The sequence below is a fragment of the Sneathiella marina genome, from assembly GCF_023746535.1.
Classification (GTDB): Bacteria; Pseudomonadota; Alphaproteobacteria; order Sneathiellales; family Sneathiellaceae; genus Sneathiella; species Sneathiella marina.
Map to the genome: position 1 here is coordinate 3,337,501 of NZ_CP098747.1, position 12,989 is coordinate 3,350,489.

A 12,989-nucleotide genomic window follows, 5' to 3' on the forward strand; every position below is an offset into this window, starting at 1 on the left:
CAGAATCTGCGTCGCCAACGGGTTTTGAAGGTATCGTTGAATAACGCGTTTCAGTGGCCGCGCACCATAAACGGGGTCGTACCCGCGATCAGCCAACCATTGATATGCGTTATCATCCAGATTTAGTTCAATTTCCCGCTCCTGCAGCAATCGTTGCAAATGAGATAATTGAATATCGACAATGGCGTTCATATTGTCTCTCGTCAGGCGATGGAAGATGATTTGCTCATCCAGCCTATTCAAAAACTCAGGCCGGAAGGCGGCGCGAACGACATCCATTACTTTATGCTGGATCAGTGGATCATCTGCATCTTCATCTCCGGAAGCCAAATGCTCACTCCCCAGATTCGAGGTCAGAATAATCAAAGTATTTTTGAAATCCACCGTCCGGCCCTGGCCGTCTGTCAGGCGTCCATCGTCAAGGACTTGAAGAAGCACGTTAAACACATCCGGATGCGCCTTCTCAACCTCATCAAAAAGAATAACCTGATAAGGCCGCCGACGCACAGCTTCTGTAATAACACCGCCTTGATCATAACCGACATAGCCCGGAGGCGCGCCAATCAAACGAGCAACACTATGCTTTTCCATAAATTCCGACATATCAACACGCAGCAATGCATGCTCGTCATCAAATAAGAAGCCAGCCAGAGCTTTTGTCAATTCCGTCTTACCAACACCCGTAGGTCCCAGAAACAGGAAAGAACCGATTGGCTGATTTGGATCTTGCAAACCCGCACGAGATCGCCGAACAGCGTTGGAAACAGCTCGCAAGGCCTCTTCCTGGCCGATGACTCGTTTCCTAAGCTCATCTTCCATATTCAAAAGCTTGTCGCGCTCGCCCGACAACATCTTGTCAACCGGAATTCCTGTCCAGCGAGAAACGATTCCTGCGATATCTTCTTCTTTCACGCTTTCATTGACAACGGAAGAGCTCTCTGCCTCCTCTGCCTCCATCAACTGCTTTTCAAGTTGCGGGATCAATCCATAGGCAAGCTCCCCCGCCCGTTGCAGATTACCCAGACGTTGACAGTTGGCGAGTTCGTTCCGCGCTTCTTCAAGTTGCTCTTTCACATGCTGAGCCTTGTTAAGCTTCTCCTTCTCCATCTGCCAGCTTTCCGTCAAGTCCGCCGACCGCTTCTCAAGATCAACTAGCTCTTCATGCAGCTTTTCAAGCCGGGTCTGTGACGCCTTATCCGTTTCTTTCTCCAGCGCAGAGGACTCGATTTTCATTTGCATGATTTTTCGATCAAGCTCATCCACTTCTTCCGGTTTACTATCAACCTCCATCCGACGGCGGCTGGCGGCCTCATCCATCAAATCAATCGCTTTGTCGGGAAGAAACCGATCCGTGATATAGCGATGCGATAACGTTGCCGCAGCGACCAATGCACTGTCGGCAATCTGGACACCATGATGAAGTTCATACTTTTCTTTCAAACCACGCAAAATGGAAATACTGTCTTCAACTGTCGGCTCCGAAACAAAGACAGATTGGAACCGTCGGGCGAGTGCGGCATCCTTCTCAATATATTTTCGATACTCATCCAAAGTAGTCGCACCGACACAATGCAATTCTCCGCGCGCCAAAGCAGGTTTCAGAAGATTGGAGGCATCCATAGAGCCTTCTGCAGCGCCGGCGCCAACGAGTGTATGCAATTCGTCAATAAACAGGACAACTTCACCACCCAAAGCGGTAATTTCTGAGAGCACCGCTTTCAGGCGCTCTTCAAATTCACCTCTGAATTTGGCACCGGCAATCAATTGCCCCAAATCAAGCGACATGAGCTTTTTGTCCTTCAAGCTCTCTGGCACATCACCATTTACGATCCGCAACGCCAGCCCTTCAATAATAGCGGTTTTACCGACCCCCGGTTCTCCAATCAAAACGGGATTGTTTTTTGTCCGCCGAGAAAGAACCTGTATGGTACGGCGGATTTCCTCATCCCGGCCAATAACCGGATCCAGTTTTCCGTCTCGTGCCGCTTCGGTTAGATCGCGCGCATATTTATTCAGCGCGTCATAACTTCCTTCAGCGCCTGTGCTGTCCGCTGTTCGGCCCTTCCGTAAATCATTGATCGCTTCATTCAAATTATTTGCCGTTACACCGGCTTTATTCAGAATCTTCGTCGATTCCGTCCCTTTTTCAAGGGCTAAGGCCAACAGCAAGCGTTCAGCTGTAACAAAGCTATCACCAGCTTTATCTGCTAAACCTTCTGCAGAAGCAAATAACCGCGCGAGCTCTGGTGTCAGGCTCAGCTGACCAGCACCACCACCGGTAACTTGCGGCATTTTCTTGATTGCATCTTCAACACCCTGACGCGCGATATTGGCATCGCCTCCCGCCTTTGAAATCAGGCCGCTCGCGAGACCTTCCTTGTCGTCCAGCAATATTTTTAAAAGATGTTCAGGGGTAAGCCTCTGGTGATTTTCACGCAAGGCCAATGTTTGAGCCGATTGGATAAATCCTTTCGACCGATCTGTATATTTTTCGATATCCATGCTCGTCCTCGACACATAGACCGCTGCTTCTTTGCGCGACTATGCATGATCCCTTAAAGGCAATCATAAATCAAGTCCGCCAGCGGCTTCATTTTACCTTCGATATATGGGGTTTTTCCCAATAATTTCAAGAATCCCAGTCGAAAAATTCAGCTTCAATGCAGGCCCTTGATACAAAAAAAGGGAAGCCCAACCAAGCTTCCCTTTTTTATAAATAAATGACACGCATTTAATCTACTGGATCGATCTGCTCACTATCATCCTTCTGCGTTGCCCGGTTCGAAGTCCGTCGACGCAATGTGCGTGTACGGCTTGTTTTACGTTTCGGAGCTTCGGCTTCATCGTTGACCGTGGCCGTAATATCAGAGGTAACGGTAACATCTGATTGAACTTCAGCAGAAAGATCGACTACAGGCTGTTCCGCAGTGCTTAAATCTAAAGATGCTGGTGCTTCACCGGTATTTTCTGATTCTGCGGCCACAGGACTGTTTCGGCTTTCCGAATTATTCGAGTTGCCCTGCGCCTGCGAACTGTCCTTATTACCGCTGTCCTGACTGTTAGCTTGCGCTTGCTGCTCTGACATTTTTTCTTGTTTCGCCGCGTTATTGGCAGCAACTATGCGAAAGTAATGTTCTGCGTGCTGGAAATAATTTTCCGCGGCGACACGATCGCCAGAAGTTTGTGCATCTGTCGCAACCGCAATGTATTTGTCATAAACCTGAAGTGCCGTTCCACGGATCTTTCCATCCGGACCATTGCTATCATAGTTACGATTGCCGTTGGACGAGCGTCTATTGTTATTGTTATTTGAACGGCCCGAGTTCCCACCAGACCGGTTATTTCCAGAATTCGTCCGTCCGCCACGTGGGCGTCTGTTGCTGCTCACTCTCATTGTTATAATGATTCCGTCAATTTAGGTTTCGATATTTATCTTCAATTTGAGTTGTATCCAATTCAGGCAGACAAATACTTCTTTCGAACAATCCAAATGATTCTGCATTCAGAAAGTAAAAACCTGATTTTGAATTAAATTATGATCATTGACCGTACAAGTAGGGTCTTGGTTCACATAAATGATCTGGAAAGAGCCTACCCCCGTCCCGCAGATAAACCAACCTTTTTTTTAGCTTGTTGGTTCATTTTAGGAAAATGCTGAAACACATCGCTCGATTTCAGCCAGGTCTTTATGACGGGAAACATCTGAAAAACCGGAGTTTTCCAGAAGATCCGACACCTGCTGGGCCTGTCCGGCACCGACTTCAAAAACAATCAAACTGTTAGAATTCATTCTTGGCTTTACACTGGATACGATATCTCGGTAGCAATCGAGCCCGTCTTCTCCTCCAATAAGTGCCGAAAGCGGTTCAAAATCCTTCACTTCAGGTTGCAAGCCTTCTATGTCACTGGCCGGAATATAGGGCGGGTTACTGATCACCAGGTCAAACGTTTCCCCTATCCCGTCACACCAGTTTCCATGTTGAAACTTTGTCCGGTCCTCCAGGCCCAATCGTCTGGCATTTTGTATCGCGATTTCAATTGCGGCCTGGCTTTGATCAACACCCGTTCCTCTTGCATTTTCAATTTCACTTAGTAAAGAGAGAAGCAGGCAGCCACTCCCGACACCCAAATCCAGTATGGATGTGATTTCTTGACCAGATTTTTGTGCCATGAGAACGGTTTCGATCAATGTCTCGCTGTCCGGCCGGGGATCCAAAACATCCGGACCAACAAGAAAATCCAGACTCCAAAATTCACGGTGCCCCAAAATATGGGAGATTGGCTCCCGCAAGGCCCTGCGTTCAATAGCACGTTGAAAACTGGAATATTGAGCATTGGTCAAAGACCGGTCAGGCTCCAGATAAAGAATGCCTACATCCGATTCTAGAATATTTGCCATAAGCAACGCGGCGTCCCGTCGCGCACCTGTAACACCGGCGCCAGAAAGTAGCTTTGCCGCTTCAGATACCGCCTTTTGCAGTGTCTGAACCATCTCCTTTACGTTCCACCTTCAATTTCAGCAAGAAGCTCCGCCTGATCCTCGGCAATTAGGGCATCAACAATTTCCCCCAATGCTTCCCCAGCAAGCACTTTATCCAGCTTGTAAAGGGTCAGGTTGATACGATGATCTGTGACCCGGCCTTGAGGGAAGTTATACGTCCGTATCCGCTCCGAACGATCCCCTGTTCCAACTTGCCCTTTTCGCGTTGCTGATCTTTCTTCGGCTTTCGCGGCACGTTCCGCCTCATAAATTCGGGAACGCAGAACGGACATGGCTTTCGCCTTGTTTTTATGCTGTGATTTTTCGTCCTGCTGTTGAACAACGATTCCCGTCGGGATATGCGTCAAGCGTACTGCGGAATCTGTTGTGTTCACGGATTGACCACCAGGGCCAGATGCACGAAAAATATCAACTCGTACGTCACTGTCGGCAATTTGAACATCGACTTCTTCAGCTTCCGGCAAAACAGCGACCGTCGCGGCTGAAGTATGAATCCGCCCCCCCGTTTCGGTTTCGGGCACACGTTGTACCCGATGAACACCGGACTCGAATTTCAGGTTCGCAAACACATTTCGCCCTGTCACTTTAACGACGATTTCCTTTATCCCGCCCAGATCTGAATCAGAGGATGACATGGTTTCGCTTTTCCAACCCAGCCCTTCGGCGTAGCGCTGATACATGCGATACAAGTCACCTGCAAATAATGCCGCTTCATCGCCACCTGTGCCGGCCCTAATTTCCAATATGGCATTTTTCTCATCGGCGTCATCTTTTGGCAGCAGTTGTAATTTGATGGAATGCTCCAGATCCGGCAGTGTAGTTTTAAGATCTTCAATCTCCAGCTCAGCCATTTCTTTCATTTCCGCGTCGGTGTCTTCTCCGGCAATCATTTCCAAAAGATCAGCCAATTCCTCTCGCGCTGACTGGAACTCTCGAATGGCTTCCACAACGGGTTTGATATCAGCGTATTCCCGGCTCATTTTTACAAATTCTTCAGCCGCGATGTCTCCCATTTCACCGGACATACCGGCTTCCAGCTCGTCAAATCGAGCCAGAATCATTTTCAGTTTTTCTTCTGGTAGCATTTGAGACCCTTACGCCAGTTTCATTAAGGCCGATGCAAGATCGTCAAGGGCCACTTCTTGTTGCTCACCCGCATCCAAATTACGGAGCATACAACAGTTTCTTGCCAATTCATCTTCTCCGATAAGGATAGCAGCCCGGGCGTTTAGCTTGTTTGCCCGTTTCATACGCTTACCCACATTTCCTTTGAATGCCATTTCAATGGAGAGGCCTCTTGATCGCAAATCATGTGTAATTTTCGCTGCGACCGGTTCCGCTGCCTCACCCACTGGAATAACCGCGATAGGGCGTATTGGTGCCGGGATTTCGGTTGCCAGCATCGCCAGCCGCTCCATCCCGCCAGCCCAACCAATTCCGGGGGTGGGCTTTCCGCCCAAGGTCTCGATTAAACCATCATAACGCCCGCCTGCAATCAATGCGCCTTGTGCGCCTAATGCATCTGTCACGAATTCAAATGCTGTATGCGTATAATAGTCCAGTCCACGCACCAATCGACGGTTTAGATTATAGTCAATTCCCAGCAAAGACAGGCCATCGAGAACTTCCGCAAAAAAATCAGTCGAAAACCCGTTCAGATAATCTGTAAAAACCGGCGCGTTCTCAACCAAGACCCGATCTCCTTTATCCTTGCTATCAAGAATCCGTAGCGGATTTCGGGTTAATCTCTCTTTGCTATCATCAGAAAGATCAGACATGTGGTCGCTAAAGTACTCAACCAGGGTTTGCCGGTAAGCCTGTCGGCTCTCTGTATCGCCCAACGTATTTATTTCCAGGACGCATTTGTCACGCACACCGAGTTTTTGCAAAATTGTGTCACCGATCGCAATCACTTCGATATCGGCTTTTGCTTCCGCAGCCCCGATACATTCAACATCTATTTGATGGAATTGCCTCTGTCGACCTTTTTGCGGGCGCTCATACCTGAACATAGGTCCTGCGGCAAAAGCCTTAAAGGGCACAATTTGCTGTAGACCATTGCTGATAAAGGACCGGCAGATACCCGCAGTATATTCCGGGCGCAATGTCATGCTTTCGCCACCCCGGCTCTCGAAACTGTACATTTCCTTTGAAACGACATCCGATGTTTCGCCCATGGTGCGGGCAAATATTTCAGTAAACTCAAATATCGGCGTTGCCATTTCCGCATACCCGAAAGCTTGCGCAACATCCCGTGCCGTTTGCCGGACATAGTTATGACGTGCGAAGTCTTCAGGCAATAAATCATGTGTGCCGCGGACTGGCTGGGGTGATGACACTTGTTTTCTCCGTTTAGCTGATCTGTCAGTTCAAGAATTTATTGTTATGCACTTTGTCTTGTGGACAGCAAAGAGGGTGCAGGATCGGAATTTTCGGCGGCTTCCAACTCGGCGGCTTTAGCCTCCACAAGATCAACAATATGATCAACCATACCGTCTGTATCAATCTTGTGATCCGTCATTCCGCTTAAATACACCATGTGATTACCTTTGCCACCGCCGGTTAGCCCAATATCCGTTTCCCGAGCCTCACCTGGTCCATTGACCACACAACCAATAATCGACAGTGTCAGAGGCGTCTGAATATGAGCGAGGCGTTCTTCCAACCTCTCAACTGTTCTGATAACAGGAAAAGCCTGACGCGCACAGGAAGGACAGGAAATAATGGTTACACCCCGCCGACGCAGGCCAAGGCTTTTGAGTATTTCATAGCCCGCTTTAACTTCCTCGACAGGATCTGCAGACAACGACACGCGGATTGTATCCCCAATGCCAGACCATAACAACATACCCAGGCCGATAGACGATTTCACCGTTCCGGAGAATAAACTTCCCGCTTCTGTAATGCCCAAATGCAACGGGTAGTCACAGGCATCCGCAAGGCCCTGATACGCCGCAACGGACAGAAATACATCAGATGCTTTCACACTAATTTTAAAATTCGTAAAATCATTGTCTTCTAGAATGCGTGCGTGATTAAGAGCTGATTCGACCATTGCTTCCGGGCAAGGCTCGCCGTATTTCTCAAGAAGTTCACGTTCAAGACTGCCGGCATTCACACCAATACGCATTGAGCAGTTATGATCAACTGCCGCTTTCACAACATCCCTGACCCGATCCGCCGAACCGATATTACCCGGATTGATGCGAAGACAGGCGGCACCGGCTTCGGCGGCTTCAATGCCTCTTTTATAATGGAAATGAATATCTGCAATTATCGGAACGTTGGTTTCGCGCACAATTTCCTTTAAGGCTTTTGTGCTTTCTTCGTCCGGGCAGGACACCCGGACAATATCGGCACCGGCCTCTTCCAGCGCGAGTACTTGCCCAATGGTAGCTTTGGCATCCGAAGTCAGGGTGTTCGTCATTGATTGAACGCTAATCGGAGCGTCACCGCCAACAGGAACATCTCCGACAAAAATTTGGCGGGACTTCCGGCGAATTACATCGCGATAAGGTCGAATGCTCATTTAATTACAACTTTGCTGCCTGTGATGGATAGAAGCGGTCTTCTTTGGCCATAAAATGGCTGTTTACGAGGAAAAATTCAAGTAATAGTGTACGTCAATCGAATTAACGAAAAAAATTACTGATTGACGGAAGTTCCATCCAGAAGACTGTCGGCAACTAAAGGTATATCCCGGAGAATTGTCCCATTCCCGCCAAGTGAGGCGATCTCATTCCCATCTACCCGGATTTCTAGTCCACCCGCATTCCCCGTTGTCATCTTAAGATTCGGAACATCCGGCGCCATATAGACATCTCCCGGCTTCAAGACACGCGACAAATAAGGAGCGCCATTGGCGGGTTTAACCTCAATCCAGGTTTCGGAACGGGCGCGTAAAACAACACGTGCTGTAGTGTTATCCACACCAAATGTCCGAGGCAAGGGGCTTTCGTCAATTTCTTCTTCGGTTTCAACAGACTGATCCAAGACTGCCTGCGGATAACTAGATGAAGTAGCAACACTGGTAGGTTCAACAGCTTTCTCTTCATTGCGGACAGGTTCCGACGGGACCTGATCAACAGCAGTTTTTTCGGGCTGGTTTCCACCTTCTGGCGTGACGGCAGAAACTGGAGCCGTATCATTCGACACCTGTGCTTCTTGTTTTTCTACTTGAGATACCGGAACAACAGGCGCCACCACGGCAACTGTTTCCGCATCCCGCAAGATATCTGCTTCGTTTTTCGAACCGGATTCGGCTGTATCTGTCTCGGTTATGTCTTTATTGTCCTGCTCTGGTTCAGCTGTTACGACATCTGTCGGCTCAACAGGTTCGTCTTGCGAATTTTCGGGCGGAGCAACATCGGGCGAGACGGGTGGCGATATCGTGTCCAATTCAGCCTCGTCAAGTGAAGTTTCCACAGGACTAACCGAAACAATTTGAGCTCCAGAAGAAGCAGATTCATTGGTGTTGCTGGATTGAGACGAAGTGTCATCTTCTGCAAAAGCGGCCTCAACTTTATCCGCAAGGTGATCGGGAATATCCGCAACTCGCTCAAAGTCCAGACTGCTGCTCTCCTGATACACGAACCAGCCGGCAATCAGTACAAGCGACAACATTAATGTCCCCAATAACATTCCCGTCCCGGGAATCCGCCCTTCAGAAGTCGGCTCCGGAAAGGCCAGTGACGGCGTTCGCATGCCGTCAGAATGTTCCTGCTTGTATAAATCAACAATAGCAACCGCATCTAGATCAAGTAGATTTGCGTAAGAGCGAAGGAATCCTGTCACAAAAGTCTGACCGGGCAATTGATTATACTGACCGTTCTCCAAGGCTTGTATCTGAGAGGCTTTTAGCCGAAGCATTGCTGCAACGTCGTGCAATGACCAACCGCGTTCCTCCCGAGCCGATCGAAGGCGTGTGCCGACGGTTTCTTCCTCGCCTTCAAAGGAGTCTAGCTGATCCTCGACAGTATCGCCCAATCGGTCTTTTTGAACAGACCGATTCGAAAACAAAGACGGTTCGTTGTTTCTGTCCGTCGAATTCGATTTTTTTGCCATTTTGAAATGCCAAATCTTTTCTTTGCCCAATATTGATCTTACTTTATCTATCAGGCTGGTTTCTAAATTAATTTTGAAATGCCATTATCTGACAAATTTATTAACAATCAATGTCTTATAAAATAATCGAATGATCACGGGCAAAAGACCTTAGCTGATCTCGAACAGAATGATCTCTAACATCGCATAATTTGAGAACGAAATCCCTTAATTGATCGATATCGACACTCAATGCCATTTCTTTTACAGGCCCGAGGGTTTCCGCGGACATAGAAAAATTCCGGTAGCCTAATCCCATCAAGGCCATTGCTTCGAGCGGTCTCCCGGCGATATCACCACAAACAGACAACGGAACATTCGCTGCCGTACAATCATCGACTATTTTTCTAAGAAGTTTGAGTAAGCTCGGGCTCAGCGTATCGTATCTGTCGCTGATTTTTGGGTTACCCCGATCCACAGCGAAAAAGAACTGCATCAGATCATTTGAGCCTACAGAAACAAAATCCACCTCATTCAATAAATGTGGCAGCTGCCATACTATTGAAGGGACTTCGATCATCGATCCAATATTTATTTTCGCTGGTTCACTTCCGCTGCGCTTGGATTCCTTTTCTATTTCTTTCTTCAAAATTGCCTTCGCTTCAATAAACTCTGAAACTTCTGCGATCATCGGAAACATTAAGGATAACTCTCGCCCAGCGGCGGCACGAACCATGGCCCGAAGCTGACTTCTCAATAATGCAGGACGGTCCAGACCAATACGGATAGCACGCCAACCTAGTGCAGGGTTCTCCTCCGCTTTCGTTCGCAGGTAAGGCAGAACTTTATCGCCTCCGACATCAAGCGTTCTAAATACCACTGGCTTCCCGTTTAGATTATCCAACACCTTTGAATATAACGCCGTCTGCTCGTCGACTTTTGGCATTTGTGACCGGACCATGAACTGGAGTTCCGTTCGAAATAACCCAATTCCATCTGCGCCAGTTTCGTGAAAATGATCCACGTCTATCAAAAGACCCGCATTTATATTCAAACTGAGCTTTACGCCATCCTTTGACGTACTGGACATATCACGAAGAGCCGCATATTTTGCCTGCCTTTCTTCGCGCAAACGTACATTCGTTGAAAATGCTTCTTGAACATCATCACCGGGTCGCAGGAAAACCTGACCATGTTCGCCATCGACAAGGATGAAATCCCCTTGTTCTATTGCTTCACCAATCTTCTCGCATTGACCGACAACAGGTACACCCAATGCCCGAGCCACAATGGCGACATGGCTTGACCGCGTTCCTTCAGCAAGAATGACCGCTTTCAAATGTCGACGATCATAGTCCAATAGCTCCGCAGCGCCCATATTATGGGCAACAACAATTGTCGCCTGATCCAAATTCCTCCGGTCGATTACTGTATGCCCATCCAAATGAAGATAGAGACGGTTCGCCAGATCATCCAAATCTGATAATCGGTCACGTAGATAAGGGTCGCTAATCTCTTTCATGCGTGCGCGTGTGTCGTCCTGCACACGTTTGATGGCAGCTTCAGCGGTTAAGCCTGTTCTGACCGCATCATTAAGTTTTTTCAACCAGCCCTTGTCATGCGCGAACATTTTATAGGCTTCGAATATCTCGCGGGATTCATCGGAGAACAAGGTATTTGTAGCCGTGAGCAACGCATCTACAGATGATTGCAAAGCGCTGATTGCACTCTCAAGCCGGGACAGCTCCGAGGGAACGTCATCAGCGATGGTTTGTAAAACCTCAATTCTCGGCTCATGCATCAGGGCAAAGCCACTTGCCAACCCTTCAGCAAGAATGCTCCCCCCGATACGATGGGGAAGCGTGGCATTTCCGGCTGTATCCGAAAATTCTGTTGCGGCCACCATCTCTTCGGAACTGACGAGCTCCGCGACAACCATGGCAACTGTTTGAAGAGCTTCGACTTCTTCTTCGGTATAGCTGCGTTGCGTACGGTTCTGAACAGCCAGCACACCGATCACACGACCACCACGAAGAACGGGCGTTCCAAGCAAGGAATGATATTCTTCCTCACCTGTTTCAGGCCGATAGGCAAATTGCGGATGGGTTTGTGCGTCAGAAAGATTCAAAGGCCGCGCTTGCGCAGCAATATCGCCGATCAATCCTTCGCCGACGCGCAGCCTTGTTTGATGCACAGCATCTTTTTTCAACCCTTCCGTTGCGAAAAGCTCAAGAACGTCACCTGCACGCATCAAATAGCAGGAGCAGACTTCAGCGATCATATTGCCTGCAATTAAGCGCACAATTTCGTCAAGGCGTTGTTGCGCATCACCCCGGCCGGCCATGACCTGATGGAGTTTACGTAAAAGTAATCTCGGCGTGCTGACAGCCAAGCCGGTCATCTACGGGGCGCTCCTCTGGGCTCCATTTTCCGCGAAAGCTTCAGCGGCCTGATCGACAAGTTCTTGCAAAATATCTGCAGTTGGTTGTTCTGATTTGACCATCCCGACACTTTGGCCCGCCATTACAGAGCCGAATTCGACATCTCCGTCAATCACAGCTCGCCGCAAAGCTCCAGCCCAAAAATGCTCTATTTCAAGCTGAGCAGTATCAAAATCCATTTCACCCGCTTTATATTTAGCAATCACTTCATGCTGGGTTTCGATGAATTTCTTACCGCCCTCATTATTTAATGCGCGCACAGGAATAACCGGGAATTGTGGATCTACCTGAACAGTTGTCACCGCGTCCCTGGCATTGGCGCGAATAAATGATTTTTTAAAGTCCGGATGCGCAATGGACTCATTCGCACAGACAAAGCGCGTGCCAACCTGACAGCCAGAGGCGCCCATTCTCAAATAAGCGCTAATTGCCTTCCCGCTACCAATACCGCCCGCGACAAATACAGGGACGTCAGAAATAAACGGGAGAATTTCCTGCGCCAATACACTCGTCGAGACGGGGCCAATATGACCTCCTGCTTCCATCCCTTCGATAACCAGGGCATCTGCCCCTGTGCGGACGAGTTTTTTAGCCAGGGCAAGAATAGGCGCGAAGCAAACAGTTTTAGCGCCACCGCCCTTGATTTTATTTATGGTATCTTTTGTGGGAACTCCGCCCGCCAACACAACATGTCTAACATTATTTTCCAAGCAAACATCTACCAGCAAGTCGAGTTGCGGATGCATGGTTATGAGATTCACGCCAAATGGCTTCACAGTCAATTCCTGCGTAGCCTTAATTTCAGTATCCAGCAATTCAGGTGTCATTGCACCACAGGCAATTACACCAAATCCACCAGCATTCGAAATGGCTGCGACCAAATTACGCTCCGAGACCCAAGACATCGCGCCACCCATAATGGCGTAGTCTGTACCGAGAAAATCGCATCCGCGCTTCCAGGCAGCATCCAGATCGTGAAATCCATTAGTCAATTCTGTATTCAT

9 protein-coding genes (1 of these 9 running past the window's edge) are annotated in these 12,989 nt (G+C 48.6%); all 9 read right to left on the reverse strand.

Going from position 1 to position 12,989, the window contains the following annotated elements; translation table 11 throughout:
- Window positions 1-2,502, reverse strand: partial view of an ATP-dependent chaperone ClpB gene (gene clpB / locus NBZ79_RS16145; protein ID WP_251933572.1) — the 5' portion only. 90 nt of this gene lie to the left of the window's left edge; the window shows 2,502 of its 2,592 coding nt (coding positions 1-2,502); it begins with the start codon at window positions 2,500-2,502; its stop codon lies beyond the left edge, outside the window.
- Window positions 2,503-2,731: 229 nt separating this feature from the next.
- Window positions 2,732-3,394, reverse strand: coding sequence for a DUF4167 domain-containing protein (locus tag NBZ79_RS16150; protein WP_251933573.1), 663 nt, complete (start codon window positions 3,392-3,394; stop codon window positions 2,732-2,734).
- Between the two features lie 249 nt (window positions 3,395-3,643).
- Window positions 3,644-4,492 carry a peptide chain release factor N(5)-glutamine methyltransferase gene (gene prmC, locus NBZ79_RS16155; protein ID WP_251933574.1) on the reverse strand — a complete coding sequence of 283 codons (849 nt, stop codon included), beginning with the start codon at window positions 4,490-4,492 and terminating at the stop codon, window positions 3,644-3,646.
- A 5-nt stretch (window positions 4,493-4,497) separates the two neighbouring features.
- A complete protein-coding gene (gene prfA / locus NBZ79_RS16160) occupies window positions 4,498-5,586 on the reverse strand; it encodes a peptide chain release factor 1 (protein ID WP_251933575.1) in 1,089 nt (362 codons plus the stop codon).
- A 9-nt stretch (window positions 5,587-5,595) separates the two neighbouring features.
- On the reverse strand, window positions 5,596-6,840 hold the full coding sequence (hisS, locus tag NBZ79_RS16165; protein ID WP_251933576.1) for a histidine--tRNA ligase: 1,245 nt from the start codon (window positions 6,838-6,840) through the stop codon (window positions 5,596-5,598).
- A 44-nt stretch (window positions 6,841-6,884) separates the two neighbouring features.
- Entirely contained in the window at window positions 6,885-8,030 is a 1,146-nt protein-coding gene (ispG, locus tag NBZ79_RS16170; RefSeq protein WP_251933577.1) for a flavodoxin-dependent (E)-4-hydroxy-3-methylbut-2-enyl-diphosphate synthase, read from the reverse strand.
- Between the two features lie 116 nt (window positions 8,031-8,146).
- Window positions 8,147-9,565: a helix-turn-helix domain-containing protein gene (locus tag NBZ79_RS16175; RefSeq protein WP_251933578.1), complete on the reverse strand. Its 1,419-nt coding sequence runs from the start codon at window positions 9,563-9,565 to the stop codon at window positions 8,147-8,149.
- 115 nt (window positions 9,566-9,680) lie between these two features.
- Window positions 9,681-11,945: a phosphoenolpyruvate--protein phosphotransferase gene (gene ptsP, locus NBZ79_RS16180; RefSeq protein ID WP_251933579.1), complete on the reverse strand. Its 2,265-nt coding sequence runs from the start codon at window positions 11,943-11,945 to the stop codon at window positions 9,681-9,683.
- A complete protein-coding gene (locus NBZ79_RS16185; protein WP_251933580.1) occupies window positions 11,946-12,989 on the reverse strand; it encodes an NAD(P)H-dependent flavin oxidoreductase in 1,044 nt (347 codons plus the stop codon).

Coding starts and splice junctions, on each gene's coding strand:
- NBZ79_RS16150 (WP_251933573.1), bottom strand. CDS start 3,394: ATGAGAGTGAGCAGCAACAGACGCCCACGTGGCGGACGGACGAATTCT.
- prmC (WP_251933574.1), bottom strand. CDS start 4,492: ATGGTTCAGACACTGCAAAAGGCGGTATCTGAAGCGGCAAAGCTACTT.
- prfA (WP_251933575.1), bottom strand. CDS start 5,586: ATGCTACCAGAAGAAAAACTGAAAATGATTCTGGCTCGATTTGACGAG.
- ispG (WP_251933577.1), bottom strand. CDS start 8,030: ATGAGCATTCGACCTTATCGCGATGTAATTCGCCGGAAGTCCCGCCAA.
- NBZ79_RS16175 (WP_251933578.1), bottom strand. CDS start 9,565: ATGGCAAAAAAATCGAATTCGACGGACAGAAACAACGAACCGTCTTTG.
- ptsP (WP_251933579.1), bottom strand. CDS start 11,945: ATGACCGGCTTGGCTGTCAGCACGCCGAGATTACTTTTACGTAAACTC.
- NBZ79_RS16185 (WP_251933580.1), bottom strand. CDS start 12,989: ATGAATACAGAATTGACTAATGGATTTCACGATCTGGATGCTGCCTGG.